Source organism: Maritimibacter dapengensis (assembly GCF_019218265.1).
Lineage (GTDB): Bacteria > Pseudomonadota > Alphaproteobacteria > Rhodobacterales > Rhodobacteraceae > Maritimibacter > Maritimibacter dapengensis.
In genome coordinates this window covers 489,884-509,422 of the sequence record NZ_JAHUZE010000004.1, presented here as the reverse complement: position 1 = coordinate 509,422, position 19,539 = coordinate 489,884, and the positions used below count along the sequence as shown (strand labels likewise).

General features: G+C 63.3%; 17 protein-coding genes. 8 read left to right on the top strand and 9 right to left on the bottom strand.

Annotation, left to right across the window (positions count from 1 at the left end):
* The first annotated feature begins 1 nt into the window (after position 1).
* From KJP28_RS17725 to KJP28_RS17710, 4 genes are all read left to right on the top strand, one after another.
* On the top strand, positions 2–298 hold the full coding sequence (locus KJP28_RS17725; RefSeq protein ID WP_218393955.1) for a HypC/HybG/HupF family hydrogenase formation chaperone: 297 nt from the start codon (positions 2–4) through the stop codon (positions 296–298).
* A complete protein-coding gene (gene hypD / locus KJP28_RS17720; protein ID WP_218393954.1) occupies positions 295–1,443 on the top strand; it encodes a hydrogenase formation protein HypD in 1,149 nt (382 codons plus the stop codon). The genes KJP28_RS17725 and hypD overlap by 4 nt, the downstream gene beginning before the upstream one ends.
* Entirely contained in the window at positions 1,440–2,483 is a 1,044-nt protein-coding gene (gene hypE, locus KJP28_RS17715) for a hydrogenase expression/formation protein HypE (RefSeq protein ID WP_218393953.1), read from the top strand. The genes hypD and hypE overlap by 4 nt, the downstream gene beginning before the upstream one ends.
* A gap of 104 nt (positions 2,484–2,587) precedes the next feature.
* Complete coding sequence (locus KJP28_RS17710; RefSeq protein WP_218393952.1) at positions 2,588–3,805, top strand: MFS transporter; 1,218 nt, start codon at positions 2,588–2,590, stop codon at positions 3,803–3,805.
* On the opposite strand, the gene KJP28_RS17705 is transcribed toward KJP28_RS17710, so the two are convergent.
* The 9 genes from KJP28_RS17705 to KJP28_RS17665 all read right to left on the bottom strand — a co-directional run bounded on the left by KJP28_RS17705 (position 3,802) and on the right by KJP28_RS17665 (position 14,257).
* The gene (locus KJP28_RS17705) at positions 3,802–4,959 is read right to left on the bottom strand and encodes an acyl-CoA dehydrogenase family protein (protein WP_218393951.1); all 1,158 of its coding nucleotides are present in this window, start codon (positions 4,957–4,959) and stop codon (positions 3,802–3,804) included. The genes KJP28_RS17710 and KJP28_RS17705 overlap by 4 nt on opposite strands.
* Complete coding sequence (locus KJP28_RS17700; protein WP_218393950.1) at positions 4,959–6,506, bottom strand: long-chain-fatty-acid--CoA ligase; 1,548 nt, start codon at positions 6,504–6,506, stop codon at positions 4,959–4,961. The genes KJP28_RS17705 and KJP28_RS17700 overlap by 1 nt, the downstream gene beginning before the upstream one ends.
* Positions 6,506–7,663, bottom strand: a complete 1,158-nt coding sequence (locus KJP28_RS17695) for an acyl-CoA dehydrogenase family protein (protein ID WP_218393949.1) — start codon at positions 7,661–7,663, stop codon at positions 6,506–6,508. Before KJP28_RS17695 ends, KJP28_RS17700 begins: the two co-directional genes overlap by 1 nt.
* Before the next feature lie 84 nt (positions 7,664–7,747).
* Positions 7,748–8,908 carry an ABC transporter substrate-binding protein gene (locus KJP28_RS17690; protein WP_218393948.1) on the bottom strand — a complete coding sequence of 387 codons (1,161 nt, stop codon included), beginning with the start codon at positions 8,906–8,908 and terminating at the stop codon, positions 7,748–7,750.
* A gap of 27 nt (positions 8,909–8,935) precedes the next feature.
* The gene (locus KJP28_RS17685) at positions 8,936–10,759 is read right to left on the bottom strand and encodes an AMP-dependent synthetase/ligase (RefSeq protein WP_218394039.1); all 1,824 of its coding nucleotides are present in this window, start codon (positions 10,757–10,759) and stop codon (positions 8,936–8,938) included.
* Positions 10,750–11,511 (bottom strand): ABC transporter ATP-binding protein, encoded by a 762-nt coding sequence (locus KJP28_RS17680; RefSeq protein WP_218393947.1) that lies wholly within the window; start codon positions 11,509–11,511, stop codon positions 10,750–10,752. Before KJP28_RS17680 ends, KJP28_RS17685 begins: the two co-directional genes overlap by 10 nt.
* Positions 11,508–12,284 (bottom strand): ABC transporter ATP-binding protein, encoded by a 777-nt coding sequence (locus tag KJP28_RS17675; protein ID WP_218393946.1) that lies wholly within the window; start codon positions 12,282–12,284, stop codon positions 11,508–11,510. The genes KJP28_RS17680 and KJP28_RS17675 overlap by 4 nt, the downstream gene beginning before the upstream one ends.
* The gene (locus tag KJP28_RS17670) at positions 12,281–13,378 is read right to left on the bottom strand and encodes a branched-chain amino acid ABC transporter permease (protein WP_218393945.1); all 1,098 of its coding nucleotides are present in this window, start codon (positions 13,376–13,378) and stop codon (positions 12,281–12,283) included. The genes KJP28_RS17675 and KJP28_RS17670 overlap by 4 nt, the downstream gene beginning before the upstream one ends.
* A 3-nt stretch (positions 13,379–13,381) precedes the next feature.
* The gene (locus tag KJP28_RS17665) at positions 13,382–14,257 is read right to left on the bottom strand and encodes a branched-chain amino acid ABC transporter permease (RefSeq protein WP_218393944.1); all 876 of its coding nucleotides are present in this window, start codon (positions 14,255–14,257) and stop codon (positions 13,382–13,384) included.
* A gap of 142 nt (positions 14,258–14,399) precedes the next feature.
* Here KJP28_RS17665 and KJP28_RS17660 point away from each other — a divergent pair, with 142 nt between their 5' ends.
* The 4 genes from KJP28_RS17660 to KJP28_RS17645 are packed head-to-tail and all read left to right on the top strand — an operon-like array spanning position 14,400 to position 19,539.
* Positions 14,400–15,020 carry a TetR/AcrR family transcriptional regulator gene (locus tag KJP28_RS17660; RefSeq protein ID WP_218393943.1) on the top strand — a complete coding sequence of 207 codons (621 nt, stop codon included), beginning with the start codon at positions 14,400–14,402 and terminating at the stop codon, positions 15,018–15,020.
* Between the two features lie 27 nt (positions 15,021–15,047).
* Positions 15,048–16,256 carry an acetyl-CoA C-acetyltransferase gene (locus KJP28_RS17655; protein WP_218393942.1) on the top strand — a complete coding sequence of 403 codons (1,209 nt, stop codon included), beginning with the start codon at positions 15,048–15,050 and terminating at the stop codon, positions 16,254–16,256.
* Positions 16,257–16,267: 11 nt separating this feature from the next.
* Entirely contained in the window at positions 16,268–18,415 is a 2,148-nt protein-coding gene (locus KJP28_RS17650; protein WP_218393941.1) for a 3-hydroxyacyl-CoA dehydrogenase NAD-binding domain-containing protein, read from the top strand.
* The gene (locus KJP28_RS17645; protein ID WP_218393940.1) at positions 18,412–19,539 is read left to right on the top strand and encodes a CaiB/BaiF CoA transferase family protein; all 1,128 of its coding nucleotides are present in this window, start codon (positions 18,412–18,414) and stop codon (positions 19,537–19,539) included. Before KJP28_RS17650 ends, KJP28_RS17645 begins: the two co-directional genes overlap by 4 nt.

The window sequence follows — 19,539 nt, the reverse complement described above, 5'->3', positions numbered from 1 at the left end:
TATGTGCCTAGGCATCCCCGGACAGATCGTCGAGATCACCGATGAAAGCCGCCTTATGGCGATGGCCGATGTGTCAGGCGTCCGGCGCGAAGTGTCCATTGCCCCGGTGCTGGGCGCGGGCATGACACCCGGTGACCTGATCGGGGAATACGCGCTGATCCACGTGGGCTTCGCCATGGCGATCATCGACGAACAAGAGGCCGCGGAAACGCTGAAGGCGCTCGAGGGCCTCGGCGAGGCGCAGGAAACGCTGGAGGCGATGGCCGAGGGCGCGAAGGCTCTGGAGGAACGGGCATGAGATATGTCGAGGAATTCCGCGACCCCAAGGCGGCGAAGGGCCTGCTCGCCGCGATTGACCGCGTCGTGGACGAGATTGGCGCGACGGCGGAGAACCCCGTCTACATCATGGAAATCTGTGGTGGGCACACCCACGCGATCTTCCGGTACGGGTTGGACAAGCTGACGCCCGCAGGCGTCGAGTTCATCCACGGACCCGGCTGCCCTGTCTGCGTGCTGCCGATGGCGCGGGTCGACGAATGTGTCGAACTGGCCGAACAGGAGGACGTGATCTTCACCACCTTCGGTGACGCGATGCGGGTGCCGGGGACGAAAAAGTCGCTCTTGCAGGCCAAGGCGGACGGGGCCGACATTCGCATGGTCTATTCCCCGCTCGACGCGCTGGAGCTTGCCCGCCGCAACCCCGAGCGCGAGGTGATCTTTTTCGGTCTGGGGTTCGAGACGACGACACCCTCGACCGCGCTGTCGATCCAACAGGCCGCGCGTGAGGGGCTGACCAATTTCACCGTGTTCTGCAACCACATCACCGTGCCGCCGCCGATCAAGGCGCTTCTGGACGATCCGCACATGGTGCTCGACGGGTTCGTGGGGCCGGGTCATGTTTCGATGGTGATCGGAACGCATCCATACGATTTCATTGCCGACGATTACGGCAAGCCTATCGTGGTCGCCGGGTTCGAGCCGCTGGACTTGCTGCAATCGGTGCTCATGGTGCTGGAACAGATCAGAGACGGGCGCGCAGTGGTCGAGAACCAATACGCCCGCGTCGTGCCGGAACATGGCAACCCCGTGAGCCTTGCCGCCATCGAAGACGTGTACGAGAAACGCCCCTCCTTCGCGTGGCGCGGGCTGGGCGAGATCGACGAGAGCGGGTTGCGCATTCGCGAGAAATACGCGGCCTTCGACGCTGAGGCGAAGTTCGGGATCGGCTATGGGGCCGAGGTCGAGCGGTCGGTCGAGGAGCCGGAAGGTTGCGCCTGTAGCCAGGTCATGACGGGTCGCATCAAACCCACCGGCTGCCCGCAATTTGGGCTCGGCTGCACACCGGAAATGCCGCTGGGCGCGCTGATGGTATCGTCCGAGGGCGCTTGTGCGGCGTACTACCAATACGGCGGCGGGCGCGCGGCGGTGGAGGCTGCAGAATGAAGGACGTGACCGGGCAGAAGGTGCTGCGCGACAGCCGCGTGACGCTCGCCCATGGTGGCGGCGGCAAGGCGATGCGCGATTTGATCGAAAGCGTCTTTACCGATGTGTTCGAGCCGGACGGGATGGAAGACCAGGCGCGGCTCACCGCCGAGGCGCTGGCGGTTCCGGGGGCGCGGCTCGCCATGACCACCGACAGTTTCGTGGTGACGCCGGTCGAGTTTCCCGGCGGCGATATCGGCAAGCTCGCCGTGTGCGGCACAGTAAATGACCTTGCCGTGGGCGGAGCGACGCCGCTGTACCTGTCGGCTGCGTTCATCATCGAGGAAGGCACGGAAATCGCCCTTTTGCGCCGGATCGTGGCGACGATGCGGGACGAGGCGGACAAGGCGGGCGTTCGGATCGTCACGGGCGACACCAAGGTCGTCGGGCGCGGGTCCGCGGATCAGGTGTTCATCACGACGACCGGCGTGGGCGTGATCGCGCCCGGCGTCGAGTTGAAAGCAGGCAATGTACGCCCCGGAGACGTGGCCATCGTGAACGGGGTGCTGGGTGATCATGGCGCCTGCATTCTTGCCGCGCGGGGCGACATGGCGCTGTCCTCCGACCTCGTGTCGGATTGTGCGGGGCTGGGGCATCTCATGGCTGCGGTTCAGGCGGCCTGTCCGAACGTCCGCGCGGCGCGGGATTGCACGCGGGGCGGGCTGGCCTCGGCGCTCAATGAAATCGCTGAGGCGGCTGGCGTGGCTGTGGAAATCGAAGAAGACGCGCTCCCGCTTCGGGCCGAAGTGAAAGGCACCTGTGAGATCCTCGGGCTCGACCCGCTTTACCTTGCCAACGAGGGGCGGTTGGTGCTGTTCGTGCCGGAGGACGAGGCGGAGGCCGCGTTGGCGGCAATGCGATCGGTGCCGGAAGGCGAAGGGGCGACGGTGATCGGACGAGCGAAACCTGCGCCCGCGGGTCAGGTCACGATGCGCACGCTTTTCGGTGGCGCGAGGATCGTGGACATGCTGGTCGGAGAGCAGCTCCCGCGTATATGTTGACGTCTCGCAAACGCAGGCCGAAACGCCCGGTTCCGCGCATCTGCGCACACTGGGCGCTGGCTGCGTGACTTGCCACGCTTTGCGCAAAGGCGTCTAAGCGGGGCATGACCACGATCCCTGACCCGCAGGAGGCAAGCGAACGCGCCCTCGCCTATCCGGAATTCCGACGCTTCTATGTCGGCGCCGTCTGCGGCACCAATGGCGGCTGGATCAGTCGCATCCTGATGTCGTGGCTCGCCTGGGACCTGACCCATTCGCCGACCTTCGTGGGCGTCATCGCCGCGACGAGCATGTTGCCCATCGCCATTTTCGGGCCGTTCTTCGGCGCATTGATCGACCGGATGTCGGCGCGGATCGCGTTCCAGCGGGTGACGCTGGCGCTTCTCGCCGTTCCGGTGGTGATCGCCGCGCTTCTCGCGGCGGGGTGGCTGACCGCCGTTCCGCTTTTCTTCGTGGCGCTGTCTTTCGGGATCGTCATGTCGGCCTATCACCCGGTGCGCCAGTCGCTGGGTCCGCGTCTGGTCGAGCGCCCCGCGATCGGGTCGGTCGTGGCGCTTGCGGCGCTCAATTTCAATATCGGGCGATTGTTGGCCCCGGCGCTAGGCGGCGCGATGATTGCAGCTTTCGGAACCTTCCCCACGTCGCTCATCGGCGTGGTGCTCGCCCTTCCCAATGCCCTGATCGCGCCGACCTTACGTCCGCGCGAAGGCGACCATGAGAGCCACGGCGCGCTGCTCGCTGATCTGGCGGAGGGGTTTCGCGTGGTGTGGGAACGGTGGGCGATACGACGCTCGATCCTGCTCGCGGTCGCGGCTCTCGGGCTGATCCGGGGGATTTCGGAAATCCTCGCTCTGGTCGCGGACGGGATGTTCGGGCGGGGGGCGACGGGGCTTGGTCTTTTGACTTCAGCGGTCGGTGGCGGTGCGCTGGTCGCGGCGATTTTTCAGGTCGTTGCAGGCAACCGGCTTCTGCGATACCGGCCGCTGCGCTTCGCGGTGATCTGGGCGGGGTTCGTGGGCACGCTCGGGCTTGTCCACGCGCCCAGTTTCGAGTGGACACTTCCCGCTGCGTCGCTGGTCGGCTTCGCATCGACCTTCGTGGGCGTCTCGCTTCAGATCGGGGTGCAGTCGCGGCTCGAGGACGAACTCAGGGGGCGCGTGATGTCGATCTGGATGCTGGCCAACACTGCCTCGACCTCGGCGTTGGCCTTTGGGCTGTCGGGGCTCACTGTTTGGATCGGCCTGCCCGCGGCGACCACGGCGAGTGTCATCGTTGCGAGCGTCGCCGTCATTGCGCTGTGGGTCATCCCCACCGACCGCTAGCGGCGCGGGTCACCCAGACCCAGACCGCGCCCGATGATTTCTTTCATGATCTCCGACGTACCCGCGTAGATCCGCGCAATGCGGGCGTCCCGGAACATATGGCTGATCTCGTATTCATCCATGTACCCCGCGCCGCCGTGGAATTGCAGACCGGCGTCTACGACTTCGCCCTGAAGCTCGGAGGTGACGAGTTTGAGGGCAGCGGCATCTTCGGGCGTCAGTTTCTCGGCGTTGGCCAGCATGACGCATTGGTCGAGCCAGGCTTGCGTCGCGTCGAGCCGCGCACGCAGGTCGGCCATGACGAAGCGGGTGTTCTGGAACGTGCCGACAGGCTGGCCGAACGCGGTGCGCTCCTTGATGAAGTCGAGCGTTATGTCGAAGGCGACCTGGGCATGAGCGAGCGAGCCGATGGCGCTCATCGTGCGCTCGACGGCGAGACATTCGGCCATGTAGGCGAAGCCCATTCCCGCTTCGCCCAAGAGGTTTTCCTTCGGCACGCGAACGTTGTCGAAGCGGATCTCGGCGGTGTCTTGCGCCTGAAGCCCCATCTTTTTGAGATGCCGTCCGCGGGAAAACCCCTCCATATCGCTGGTTACGACGAAGAGGCCGATTTCACCGCGTTTCTCGCCGGTCTTGGCGGCGACCACGAATAAGTCTCCGATGATGCCGTTGGAGATGTAGGTCTTCGAGCCGTTCATCAGGTAGTGGTCGCCCTGATCCTCGGCCTTGGTACGGATCGCGGCGAGGTCGGAGCCGGTATCGGGTTCGGTCATCGCGATAGCCATGACCGTTTCGCCGGACACAGCGCCGGGCAAGAAACGCGATTTCTGTTCGTCGTTGGCGAAACGGTCGAGATAGGGGCCGACCAGCATGGAATGCGCGTTGTGGAAGAACCCGCTGTCGGTCCAGCGCACGGTTTCCTCCTGCAACACCTGATCGTAGCGGATGTCGCGGATGCCGAGGCCGCCATATGCCTCGTCTGCCCAGAGGCACAGCCACCCTTCCCTGCCGAAAGCGAGGAAATCCTCTTTGTCGACATGGCCCTGTTCGCGCCACTTGGCGACTTTGCCGGCCATGTTGTCGCGCAGGTAGCGGCGCACCTGATCGCGGAACATTTCGTGCTCTTCTTCCAAATGGACACGGGGGAACGGCATCAGGCCTCCTTCGCGAGGGTGTCGCGCAAAACGTTTTTCTGGATTTTCCCAGCGGGCGAGAGGGGAAGTTCGTCGAGGATGGAGATCGAGCGGGGCGCCTTGTAACCCGCGATGAGTGGTTTGCAGTGGGCCCGAACGGCTTCGAGCGTGAACGCCGCGCCGGGTGTGGGCACGATCACGGCATGAACACGCTCGCCCCAATGTTCATCGGGGAGTGCGACCACGGCGCAGGCCCCGACGCCGGGCATGGTTGCGAGCGCGTTTTCCACCTCGGCGGAATAGACGTTCTCGCCCCCCGTCACGATCATGTCCTTCACCCGGTCGACGATGTGCAGGAACCCCTCTTCATCCATCATCCCCGCGTCCCCGGTGTAGAGCCAGCCGCCGGACAGGGTGTTCGCCGTTTCCTCGGGGCGGTTCCAATAGCCGAGCATTGTCTGCGCACCCCGCACGGCGATCTCACCCACCGCGCCTTGCGGCAGAGGGTCGCGGTTCTCATCCACGATCCGAACGGACGCGGAGGGCAGCGGACGGCCAGCAGAGGTCAGACGGCGCTCGGCGCCTTCGCCAAGATGATCATCGGGCGCGAGGCAGGTGATGACAGGCGAAAACTCGGTCTGACCGTAGACCTGCATGAAGCCCGCGGTGGGGATTGCATCCATCGCGCGGTTCAGGAGCGTGGTGTTGATGGGCGCCGCGCCGTATCGGATCGAGACGAGCGATGTGAGGTCACGGGTGGCCATGTCCGGGTGGTCGAGGATGACGCGCAGCATGGTGGGCACCACGAATATGTCGGCCACCTTTTCGGCTTCGATGAGGCGCAGCGCCTCGCCGGGCTCGAACGCGGGCATGATGACCTGCGGCGCGCGGCGGAAGGCGAATTGAAAAATCACGCCGACCCCGCCGATGTGAAAGAACGGCGCGACGTGAAGGCCGGGCTTGTCGCCTCCGTTCGGTGCGGCAGCGGTCAGGGCGAGCGAACAGGTCGCGATGCCTTCGTGCGAGAGCATGACGCCTTTGGGTCGCCCCGTGGTGCCGCCCGTATACAGCAGCGCTGCCATATCGTCGCCCGCCGCACCGCCCTCGAGGATCGGGTCATGCGACGCGATGAGCATCTCGTAATTTTCGCAGCCGTCCGGCGTCTCTCCGTCGCCGACGTAGATGATCCGCCGCAAACCGGGCGCGAGGCCGCGCAGGTCATCGAGGATCGGCAGGAATGTGTCGTCGATCAGCAGCACCTGTGTTCCGCTGTCCTGAAAAGAATAGGCCATCTCTACGGGGGACCAGCGGGCATTCACCGGATTGATCACCCCTTCGGCCCAGAGGGTCGCGAAGACGTATTCGACATAGCGGTCCGAGTTCATGGCGAGCATCGCAACCCGGTCGCCTTTGGTGACGCCACCTGCAACCAGCGCGCCTGCGAACCGTGCCACGCGGTCCGCGAAGTCCGCGTTGGTGCGCCGCCGGTCCCCGAAGATCGTGAACGTCTCCCCGGGGCGTTCGGTGGCGGCTTTGACGACGGGCTGGGTGAGCGACAGGCCGGGCATCAGTTCCGCTGCCGGTCGTCCAGCCCAAGGCCCCGCCCGATGATTTCGCGCATGATCTCGGAGGTGCCGGCGTAGATGCGGCTGATCCGGGCGTCACGGTAGAGGCGCGAGATTTCGTATTCGTCCATATAGCCCGCGCCGCCGTGAAGCTGGAGACACTCGTCCACCACGCGGCCTTCGACCTCGGATGTGTAGAGCTTCACCTCGGCGGCCATTTCGGCGGACAATTCGCCCTTCATATGGGCTGCCGCGCAATGGTCGGTCAGTGCCCAGGCGGCATCGAGCTCGGTCCGCATCGAGGCCATTTTGAAGCGCGAGTTCTGGAACGTGCCGATAGGCTTGCCGAAGGCGCGACGCTCCATGATGAATTCCATCGTGATGTTGAAGGCGTGTTCGGCACGCCCGACGAAACCGACCGCGCCGATCAGGCGCTCTTCGGCGAGGTTCATCATCATCGTCTTGAACCCGGCCTTGGGATCGCCCAGCACGTTTTCCTTCGGCACTTTCACGTCGTCGAAGAACAATTCGGCGGTGTCCTGGCTTTCCAGCCCGACCTTTTTCAGGTTTCGGCCACGATCAAAGCCCTCCATACCATCTTCGACCCAGAACAGGCCAATCTCGTGCGGCTTGTCGGGATTGGTCCGGGCGGCGACCAGCGTCAGCCCTGCGAGATAGCCGTTGGAGATATATGTCTTGGAGCCGTTCAGGACCCAGTGGTCGTCCATCTCGACCGCGCGGGTCTTGATGCCAGCGAGGTCAGACCCCGTGCCCGGTTCGGTCATGGCGATGGCGAGGATTGTCTCGCCCGAGACGACGCCCTGCATGAAACGGTCGCGTTGTTCGTCGGACGCGAATTTCTGAAGGTAGGGTCCGACGATGCGGTTATGGAGGCCCAGAAACAGCCCCGGCTCGCGCGGGCCGATCTCTTCGCACAGGATCATGTCGTAACGGAAATCGTCGAGACCGAGGCCGCCGTATTTCTCGTCGGCGAACATGCATAGAAAGCCCTCGTCGCCTGCTTTTTTCCAGACGTCGCGCGACACGACGCCGTCTTCGCGCCACGTCTCTGCGTGCGGATAGACTTCCTTCTCGGCCCAGGCCCGCACGGTGTTGCGGAACATCTCGTGCTCTTCGTCATAGATCGTTCGTGTCAGCATCGGGACCTCCGGCTGATTTTTGGCGTTTTCGGTTGTGTTGCGAGGCGGGGTGGCGGGGCGCCGCAAAGCGCCCCGCCGGTCGTGTCATTCGATGGTTTGAACCAGAACCCACGAGCCGTTTTCGATGCGGGAGACGAAAATTTCGTCTGCCGCCGTGTGGTCCTCGGCCGAGAAATCGACCGTGTTGCCACCTATCGGGTCTTCGTAGTTCAGTGTTTCCATCGCCGCGATGAAGCTTTCGCGTGTCAGGTCAGGGCCTGCGGCTTCGAGACCACGCACCATGATCTCGGCTCCGGACCGACCCAGGAGTGCGCCTGTACCGGGATAGTCTTCGCCGGTCGCTTCCTTGTATTGCGCGATCCATTCGGCCACTTCCGGCTCGCCAACGCGGGCCTCGAGATCCTGCCAGCCGGCACCGGAGTAAACGCCGTCCATCACCCCCTGCTGAGCAAGGCCCTTGGCGACCACAGTGTGGAAACCAGCGCCGGACAGGTAGAACTTCAGGTCATCCATGCCAAGCTTGCGGGCGGTGGCGATGGCGTTGATCGCCTGCGAAATCCCCAGGGCCATGCCGACCGTATCGCAGCCCGAGTCCTTGACCCGGCCCAGCGCGCCGGTGAAATCGCTCTCATCCGGCTTGTGGCCGATCTCTTCGCCGACTTCGATCACGCCGTCCTCGGCGAGCTTGTAGGCGCCTTCCGCGATTTCCTTGCCGAAATCGGTCGGCAGGATCATCAGGCAGACTTTTGACGTGCCTTCGTTTTCAGCCATGAAGGTGAGCGCCGAAATCGTCGCGTCGTAGTAGGACGAGGTGCCTGCGAATTTCCACGGTGCAGGCGGGTCGATCATCTGACGGGCCGCAGTGATCGGGGAGACGTTGGGAATGCCCTCCGGCTCCATCAACTGGAACATGGCGAGGTTATGGGGTGTGCCCAGGTTCAGGAGCATGGCGAAGACCTGATCGCGGTTGATCAGCTTGTTCGCCGCCTGCGCCGCGCGCGGCACCTGATAGCCGTGATCCTCGACGATGTAGTTGATCTGACGGCCATGCACGCCGCCGTTCTCGTTCACCTGATCGAAATAGGCCTGCGCCGCCGCGACAGCCGGGACCGAGAAGGGTGCGAAGATACCGGACAGGTCGTGCGCCCCGCCGATCTTGATCTCATCGTCCGAGACGCCCGGCGTCTGAGCGAAGGCGGGTGTGGCGAAAAGTGCCGCAGCCGCGAGTGCTTTGATGGTGTTCATGTTTTCCTCCCTGTTGCGATCTTTCGATCAATACATCTCGTCAATGAGCGCCGCGTGACGCTCGTTCACGAAATTCCGTTTGAGTTTCATGGTCGGCGTGAGTTCCTCGTCCTCCGCCGTGAGCAGGATGTCGATCAGGCGGAAATCCTTGAGCTGTTCGACCTGCGCGAATTGCTTGTTGGTCTCGGACACGACGCCGCCGATCAGGTCGCGGACTTCCTGCGCACGGGTGAGCGACGCGAAATCCGAGAACGGGATCTGGCGGTCCTGGGCGAATTTCTCGACGTTTTCCTGGTCGATCATGATGAGGCAGGTCAGGTATTTCCGCTTGTCCCCGATGACCACGGCGTCCGAAATATAGGGCGAGAATTTGAGCTTGGACTCGATCTCGGCGGGAGTGATGTTCTTGCCGCCCGCTGTAATGATGATGTCCTTCATCCGGCCCGTGATGGTCAGCGCACCGTCATTGCCGATGCGCCCGATGTCGCCGGTCTTGAGCCAACCGTCTTCGGTGAACGTCTCGGCAGTTTTCTCGGGCTTGTTCCAGTAGCCTTTGAAGACGCAAGGCCCGCCGACGAGCAATTCGCCGGTCTCGTCGATCTTCAATTCCACGCCGGGGAGCGGCTTGCCCACTGTGCCGACATTGTTGTCGTCCACCGTGTTCACAGTCGCGACGCCGCCGGTTTCGGTCATGCCGAAGCCTTCGACCAAAGGGACGCCGATCGCGTCGAACCATTCGATGAGTTCCGGCGAGATGGGCGCAGCACCGGAGGTCACGCGCCGCGCGTTGGCGAAGCCCAGCATTCGGCGCAGGTTTCGGAGCACAGCGAATTCGGCGACAAGTTTGCCCAGCTTCAGCCCCAGACCTGGGTTGTCGGCCTTTGCGTATCTGTTGCCGAGCAACATCGCCAGGTCGAAAGCCTTGGACCCGATTGGCCCGGCCTCGGACCGGAGGATCATCACGCGAGAATAGACCTTCTCCCAGATGCGTGGGACGCCTGCGAATGTGTCGGGGTTCACCTCCTGAAGGTTTTCGAACACGGTTTCCGGGCTTTCCGCGAAATTGACGGTGCAGCCGTTGGCGATGGGCGCTTCGACCGAGACGAGCCGTTCGAGAACGTGACAGAGCGGCAGGAAACAAAGCTGTTCGTCGGTCTCGTGGAAATCGAGCATCTGCTCGCCCGCGACGAGTTGAAACATCATGTTGCGGTGGGTCAGGATTGCGCCCTTTGGCGGGCCGGTGGTGCCGGACGTATAGATCAGCATCCGGGGGTCTTCGGGCTGCACGGTTTCGAGCGCCTTTTCGAACCGATCCGGGTTCGCGGCCTTTTCGCCCAGGGCGTAGAGCTCGTCGAGGAACATGACCTTTTTGTGGGAGAAGGTCGCGAGCCCCTCGCGGTCGAACACGACGACCTTTTCGATGCCCGGCATGTCGCCGCGCGCTTCGAGCCATTTGTCGAGTTGTTCGTCGTTCTCGACAAAGAGCACCTTGGCGGCGCAGTCATTGGCGAGATAGGCAAGCTGCCCCGCGCTGTCGGTGGTGTAGACCCCGGACGGGATCGCGCCGATGGCAGCGGCGGCGATGTCGCAATAGATCCATTCGCGCCGATCCTCGGACAGGATGAGGACCGGGTCGCCCTTGCTCACGCCCAGCTCCATCAGCGCAAGCCCGATCTTCCTGGCGCTGTCGTAGTAAGTGTTCCAGGAATATTCCTGCCAGATGCCCAACTCTTTCTCGCGATGCGCCACGCGCGGCCCGTAATGGGCACAGCGTGCGGCCCAGAGCGACACGATGGTGTCGTGGCCGTCGAAGGCGATGCGGTCTTCGGGTGTCACGCGGCTCATCTCCATGTCTTGCGCCTTTTCCACCGTTTCTGTCCGCGTTCGCCCGCATCGGTGCGCCCGAGATAGAATTCCTGGATATCGTCCGACGCGGCGAGTTGGTCGGAGGGTCCTGTCATCACGATCCGGCCCATTTCGAGCACGTAGCCGCGATGCGCGGTCTCGAGCGCGATATGGGCGTTTTGCTCGACAAGCAGCATGGTCACGCCTTCGTCCCGGTTCAGCCGGGCGATAATACCGAAAATCTCTTGGGTCAGAAGCGGCGACAGGCCCAGCGACGGTTCGTCCAGCATCAGGAGTTTCGGCTCGGACATCAGCCCGCGACCGATGGCGAGCATCTGTTGCTGACCACCTGAGAGAAAGCCCGCTGCCTGCCGCCGCCGTTCCTTTAGGATGGGAAAATACTGGTAGACCAGATCGAGATCGCCGGAGAGGTCGCCTTTGCGGGTGAAGCCGCCCATGCGAAGGTTCTCTTCGATCGACAGATAGGGAAACACTTCGCGCCCCTCGGGGACGAGGCTGATTCCGCGACCGACCACGCGGTCGGGGTCGAGACCCGCTATGGGATCGCCCAAGAAGGTGATCTGGCCCTTTTCCGGGTCCATCAACCCCGCGATGGTTTTCATCAACGTGGTCTTGCCAGCACCGTTCGCGCCTAGGATGGTGACGATCTCGCCCTCTTCCACGTCGATTGACACGCCGCGCAGGGCCATGATCGCGCCGTAGAAGGTTTCAAGGTTCCTGACCGAAAGCACCGTCATGCCGCGTCCTCCTCGGGTGTGCCGAGATAGGCGGCCTGCACATGCGGGTCGGCCTGCACCTCCTGCGCGGTGCCCATGGCGAGCGGCTTGCCATTGGCCACCGCGAGCACACGGTCCGAGACCTGGGTCACGAGGCTCATATCGTGTTCGACCATTAGCACGGTCAGCCCCATGTCGCGGCGCATATCCTCGATCCAGAAGGCAACGTCCTGTGTCTCTTCGACAGACAGGCCGGAGGCGGGTTCGTCCAGCAGGATGATCTTGGGTCCGATGGCCAGCGCGCGTCCGATTTCGACGACCTTGCGCACGCCGTAAGGGAGGCCCGCGATCATCTTTTTGCGGTAGGCTTCGAGTTCGAGAAACTCGATCACCTCTTCCACCCGTTTGCGGTGCGCGCGCTCTTCGCGCCGCACTTTGGGCAGAAAAAGGATGTCCTGCACGAAGTTCGTGGAGCGGTGGGTGTGGCGGCCCATGAGCAGGTTGGCGAGCACGGTGGAATGGTCGAACAATTCGATGTTCTGGAACGTGCGCGCGATGCCGAGGCTCGCGATGTCGTGGGATTTCAAGTCGGTAATATCCTTCCCGTCGAATCGGATGGTGCCGCGGGTGGGTTCGTAAATCCGGCTGATCAGATTGAAGATCGTGGATTTCCCTGCCCCGTTCGGACCGATGATCGCGAACACCTCGCCTGCATCGACGGAGAACGACACGCCGTCCACGGCCTTCACGCCGCCGAAGTGAACGGCCAGATCGTTGACCTCCAACAGGCTCATTTCATGCGCTCCGTCTTGAGATAGGATTTCTGGCGGCGGAACATGTCGCGCCGGGCAAGCGGGAAGATTTCGAACCATGTGCGGATCTTGAGCCAGCGGCCGTATAGCCCGGTCGGCTCGAAGATGATGAACAGGATCAGGATCACCGAAAAGAGCATCGTGTCGAGGCCGGGCACCGAGCCGAGGTCGATACCTGTCGTGGCATTGAGATTATCGCGCAGGATCGCAATGAGCTGCGGCATTCCCGTAATCAGGATCGCTCCGAGAAACGCGCCCTGGATGAAGCCAAGGCCTCCGATGGTGACGACCAGCAGCAGGTTGATCGAGATGAAGATCGAGAAGAGCTCGTAGTTGAAGAAGCCGATGTAATGCCCCATCAGCGCGCCTGCGAGCCCGGTCACGCCCGAGGATAACCCGAAGGCCAGCGCCTTGGTCTTCGTGACGTTGATCCCCAGCGCCCGCGCCGAAACTTCGCTGTCCCGAACGGCAAGGAAGGAGCGGCCGGTCGGCGAACGCATGAGGTTTGCGTACCCCCATGTAACGAGCGCGACGACGCCGAGGACCAACCAGTAGAAGTTCTGAAGCGCGCCGTAGCGGTCAAAACTGATCCCGAAGAATGTAATGGAGGGGGCCATGATGCCGCCGACCCCGCCGGTGATTGGCTCCAGCAGAATGACAAGTTCCTCGACGATGACGAAGACCGCGAGCGTCGCGATGGCGAGGTAGATGCCCGACATGCGCACGGCGGGAATGGCGATCACCGCGCCGAAGAGGCCCGCGACCAGCCCCGCCGCCGGGAAGGCGAGCAGGAACGGCAACCCAGCATTCATGAGCGCCGCATCGGTGTAGGCGCCAATGGCGAGAAAGGCCGCGTGCCCGAGGCTCACCTGCCCGGTGTGCCCCACGGCGATCATCAACCCCATGCCGGCCAGCGCCCAGATCAACGTGTTCGCTGCTTCGGCGAGATAGTAGTTTCCGACCAGGAATGGCAGGATGATCATGATGCCTGCCAGCACGGCGATCTTGGCGCGCGACCAGCCGTGTTCGTGCAGGTCGATATCCGGGTCGTAGCTTTTCTTGAAGACGACGCGCATGGTTCAGACCTTCTTCATCTGGATTTGGCTGAAGAGGCCGCCGGGGCGTGTCACGAGCACCAGAAGCATGATGATATAGGGCGACATCTTTGCCAGTTCGCCGGGGGCGTAGCGGCCGGCAACGGGTTCGACCACGCCGATGATGAGCCCGCCGATGAGCGCACCGGGCAGCGAGCCGAGCCCGCCGATCACGGCGGCGGCGAAGGCCTTGATCCCGAGCAGCCCGATATTGGGGTCGATCGCGCCGCGTGTGGCATAGAGCACGCCCGCGACGGTGGCGACCGCGCCGGACAGCCCCCAGATCAGCGAGTTCACCCGCATCACCGGGACGCCGACGATATAGGCCGCCATCTGGTTCTGGCTCGCGGCTTGCGCGGCCAGACCGATCTTGGTGAAGGCGAAGAAGGCCCAGAGTGCGATGGTCAGCACGACGGTCACGCCGATGGTTACGAGGTCAGCCAGCGAGATGACGATGCCCCCGGTGCGCAGGTTCTGCCCGCCGAACGGCGTTTCCAGCACCAGCGGCGTATACCCCCAGATCGACCCCGCGACGAAGCGGAACACGAAACCCATCGCGATTGTCAGGATCACCAGCGCGAATTGCGGCTGGCCGAAAATGCGGCGCACCACCACCCGTTCGACGCCCCAACCGACCCCGAACATGATGGCGATCCCAAGCGGCACAGCGACAAGAAACGGAAGCCCCATCTGTGCCGAGTTGCCGAGGCCGAGAACGACGAACGCCCCCAGCATCATCATGTCGCCTTGCGCGAAGTTCACGCCTTCGGACGCCTTGTAGATCAGCACGAAACCGAGAGCGACGAGCCCGTAAATGCAGCCGTTGGCCAGTCCGCCGATAATGAGTTGTAAGAGCTCCATCAGCGGAGCCCGGACGCCTGCGCGCCCCCTTTCGGGTGTTTCATGCCGTTACCTCCCTGCCGGCGATGAACGCTGTTGACAGGAATTAAACACTCGTGTTCAATTTACGTCAACAGTGATTTTTTCGGGACACGCAAACGTCATGAACACAGCCACCCTACGCATCCACGAAGCCGCCATGCGGATCTTTGCCGTAGAGGGTGGAAGCAGCGTGGCCGTCAGTGACCTCGCACGCGAGGCGGGGCTGTCGCGGGGGACGATCTACAACAACCTCGACGACCCGGCGCAACTGTTTGCCTCGGTCTGCGACACGGTTGCGAGCGAGTTTCGCGAATCGATCATGCAAGCCTGCGTGGACATGTCCGATCCGGCCGAAAAACTCTCGGCGTCGATCCGGCTCTGCGTGCGCCGGGTGCATGACGACCCGCATTGGGGACGTTTCATCGCTCGTTACGCGATGATGGAACCGAAGCTGGGAAGCTTCTGGGCCGAGATGCCCGCAGAAGAGTTGCGGCGCGGGCTTGTCTCGGGCCGCTTCAATTTCCATCGCGACCAGGTCGCCTCGATCACCGCTACGGCGGGAGGCGCGACGTTCGGTGCGATGAGTCTTGTCATCGACGGGCGGCGAACATGGCGCGAGGCGGGGTCCGATACCGCCGAGATCATCCTGCGCGGGGTCGGCATCGAACGCGCCGAAGCGCGCGACATCACACAAAGAGAGTTGGAGCCCCTGCCCCGGCTGGCCGTGTTCGACGCGGCCTGACGGACGGGCAAAACGGGAGGAAGAAAGATGGCAGAAGCTGCCTATATCTACGATGCGATCCGCACGCCCAGATCCAAGGGCAAGGCGGACGGAACGCTTCACGAAGTGAAGCCGATCAACCTTGTCACGACTTTGCTGGAAGAGATGCAGAGCCGCCACGACCTCGACACTGCGCGCGTCGATGACGTGATGCTGGGTTGCGTGGCCCCGGTCATGGAACAGGGCGCGGTGCTGCCAAAGATCGCGCTGCAGAAGGCGGGGTGGGACGAGACCGTTCCGGGTGCGCAGGTCAACCGATTCTGCGCTTCGGGTCTGGATACGTTCAACACCGCGGCCGCCAAGGTGGCGTCGGGTTGGGAAGACCTAGTCTGCGCCGGCGGTTTCGAGAGCATGTCCCGCGTCCCGATGGGAGCCGATGGTGGGCCGTTCGGTGAAGACCCGGAAACGGCGCTCGACACCGGGTTCGTGCCGCAGGGGATCGGGGCTGACCTGATCGCCACCATCGAGGGCTGGAGTCGGGATGACGTGGACGCCTTCGCGCTGGAGAGCCAGAAACGCGCGGCCCATGCCCGCGACTCCGGCTGGTTCGACCGCTCGGTTGTGCCGGTGCGCGACGAGAACGGGATCGCCGTTCTGGAGCGTGACGATTTCATCAAGCCGGACACGGACATGCAGAAACTCGGTGCGCTCAAGGCGTCTTTCGCCATGCCCGGTTCGATCGGCTTCGATGCGGTGGCACTTGCGAAATACCCAATGGTGGAGCGGATCAACCATGTCCATACGCCGGGGAACAGTTCCGGGATCGTGGATGGTGCGAGCCTCGTCATGGTCGGAAGCGAACAGGCGGGTCGCGATATCGGGATCGAACCGCGCGGCCGTGTGTTGTCCATCGCGCTGACCGCAACGGACCCGACGATCATGCTCACCGGCCCCGGCCCGGCGTCGGAAAAGGCGCTCGCCAAGGCGGGGCTGACAATCGACGACATCGACCTTGTCGAGATCAACGAAGCCTTCGCCTCGGTCGCGTTGCGGCTGCAAAAAGACCTCAACGTGCCGGACGAAAAGCTGAACGTGGTCGGCGGTGCGATTGCGATGGGTCATCCGCTGGGGGCCACCGGTGGTTGCCTCGTCTCGACCATGCTGGACGAGTTGGAGCGCCGGAACCTCAAACGCGCGCTCATCACCATGTGTGTCGGCGGCGGCATGGGCATCGCCAGCATCATCGAACGCGTGTGAGGGAGGGGATCATGGAAGATTTCAATTACGAGAAAGACGCGGACGGCATCGTCACCATCACGATGGACATGCAAGGCCAGAGCGCGAATACCATGAACGCCCGTTTCGAGCCGGGGATGCGTGCGGTCTGCGACAAGCTGGAAGCCGAAGAAGGGTTGACCGGCGTGGTGTTCGCAAGCGCAAAGTCCACCTTTTTCGCGGGTGGCGACCTGCACGACATTCTCGCGACTGAAAGCGTGGACGAAAGCACTTTCGACTTCATCGAGGCGAACAAGGCGACCTATCGGCGGCTTGAGAGGCTGCCAGTCCCGGTCGTGGCCGCGATCAACGGCGCGGCATTAGGGGGCGGTTACGAGTTGTGCCTCGCCTGCAACCACCGGATCGTGGTGGACGACCCCCGCGCCGTGGTCGGGCTTCCGGAAGTCACGCTGGGCCTGCTGCCCGGCGCCGGTGGTGTCGTGCGGCTGACCGCCAAGCTTGGGCTTCTCACCGCCCTGCCCTATTTGCTCGAAGGCAAGCAGGTGCGCCCGCAGGACGCGCTCGCGGTCGGTATGGTGGATGAGATCGTGGAGGACCGGGACGCGCTGGTGCCGGCAGCCAAGGACTGGATCAAGGCGAACCCCGAGAACGCCACCCAGCCGTGGGACGAGAAGGGTTTCCGCTACCCCGGTGGCGATGCCCTGCATCCCAAGGTGAAACAGGCGATCCTTGCCTCGTCCGCGATGCTCTACCAGAAAACACGGGGGCTTCTGCCTGCGCCGGAAAAGATCCTCGACGTGGCCGTGAATTCGATGCGGATGGGGTTCGATGCGGCGCTTCGGATGGAAACGCGGCGGTTCATCGGGCTGATGGCAACGAAGGAGTCGAAGGCGGCGATCAGCACGTTCTTTTTCGGCATGAACGCGATCAAGTCCGGCAAGGTCCGCCCTGAGGGGGACCCGTGGAAAGCCGGTTCCGCCGCCGTTCTGGGCGCAGGCATGATGGGGTCTGGCATTGCCTACGCTCATGCCAAACGCGGGCTGGCAACACGGCTCAAGGACACGGATCAAGCCAATGCCGAGAAGGGCAAGGGCTACTCTGAGAAGCTTTGCGACAAGGCGATTGCCAAGGGCCGGATGGACGACGGCAAGAAGACCGCGCTTCTGGATGCGATCACGCCCACGACGGAGAATGCCGAACCGGGTAGCGTGGACATCATTATCGAGGCCGTGTTCGAGGATATCGACCTCAAAGACAAGGTCATTGCCGACACATGGCCGATGCTGTCGGAGGATGGCATCTACGGGTCGAACACCTCGACCTTGCCGATCTCGATCCTCGCGGAAAGCTGCCCCGACCCGAGCCGCTTCATTGGCCTCCACTTCTTCTCGCCCGTCGACAAGATGAAGGTGGTCGAGATCATCATGGGCGAGAAAACCTCGCAGGATACGTTGCGCAAAGCCTATGATTACGTGCAGCAGATCGGTTACATGCCCATCGTCGTGAACGACTCGCGCGGCTTCTTCACCTCCCGTGTTTTCGGGACCTTCATGGACGAAGGTTGTCAGCTCTTGGTCGACGGCCTCGCGCCGTCTGCCATCGAACGGGCCGCATGGCTCGCCGGTATGCCGGTCGGTCCGCTTCAGGTCTTTGACGAAGTGTCGCTGATCCTGAGCCAGAAGGTGCGCAAGACGCACAAGGCGTTGGATGAGCGGCTGGGCGTCGACTCGAATTTCGGCCACCACAACACCGCCACCGTCGATGTTACCGATCCGATGATCGAGATGGGGCGCGGCGGGCGTCAATATGGCGGCGGATTTTACGATTACGACGGCGAGGGCAACCGCACGCTGTGGGATGGACTTGGACAATACGCCAAGGGCAACATGGACATCCCGATGGAGGATGCCATCGACCGCATCCTTTATCGTCAGGCACTCGAGACGTTGCGCTGCCTGGACGAAGGTGTGCTCAACACCGAGGTCGAAGCGAACCTCGGGGGCATCATGGCCATCGGCTTTCCGGCCCACACCGGCGGCGCGATTCAATTCATCAAGGGTGAAGGTATCGACCAGTTCATTGCGCGTGCGAAAGGACTGGCCGAAAAATATGGTGAGCGTTTCGCAGTGCCGGACAGCATGTTCGACCGGCTGCGCGACGACACGGCGAAAGCGGCATGAGCGGTCCACTCACGGGGCTCAAAGTCGTGGAGATGCAGGGCCTCGGCCCTGCACCTCTCGCCGGTCAGTTCCTGGCCGATCTCGGTGCCGAGGTCGTGCTCGTGACCCGCAAGTCTGGCAAGGCCGACCCGACCGACATCAACAACCGGGGCAAACGCAGCATCGCGCTCAACCTGAAAGCGCCCGAAGGCGTCGGGGCGGCGATGAAGCTGATCGCCGGGTCCGATGTGTTGATCGAGGGCTTTCGCCCCGGCGTGATGGAACGCATGGGGTTGGGGCCGGAGGATTGTGCGGCGCTGAACCCCGGCCTCGTGTTCGCGCGAATGACCGGTTGGGGACAGGACGGGCCTCTCGCCATGACGGCGGGGCACGACATCAATTATCTCGGCCTCACCGGGTTTCTGCACGCGATTGGCGAGGCCGACCGCCCGCCTGCGCCGCCGCTCAATATCGCGGCGGATTACGGTGGCGGGACCATGTTCCTTCTGTTCGGGATCATGGCGGCGCTGTTCGAGCGCCAGACCTCCGGCAAGGGTCAGGTCGTGGATGCGGCGATGGTGGACGGAGCCTCGGCGATGATGGCGCTGGTTCACAGCTGGATCGCGCGGGGGCATTGGAGCGAGACGCGACAGGCGAACCTTCTGGACGGTGGCGCGCCGTTCTACCGGACCTACGTATGCGCCGACGGCAAATTCATTGCGGTCGGCCCACTTGAGCCGCAATTCCATGCCGAGCTTGTTCGGCTGGCGGGACTGCCCGAGGATCACATGGCGACGCAGATGGACACGGCGTCCTGGGACGAGCGGCGCGATGCATACGCCTCCGTATTCAAGCAGAAAACACGCGACGAGTGGACAGCCGTATTCGACGGCTCCGATGCTTGCGCGTCACCCATCATGACTTGGAGCGAAGCGCCGGATCATCCGCATCTCGCCGCGCGCGGGACCTTCACCGAGGTCGCAGGCGTTACGCAGGCCGCCCCTGCGCCGCGGTTTTCGCGCAGCAGCACCGCAGAGCCAAGCGCTCCACATGCGCCCGGAACCGACACCAAAGCCGTGCTCACCGAACTGGGTTATGACGACGAAGCCATTTCCCGGATGCGGGACGACGGCGTTTTGACTTGA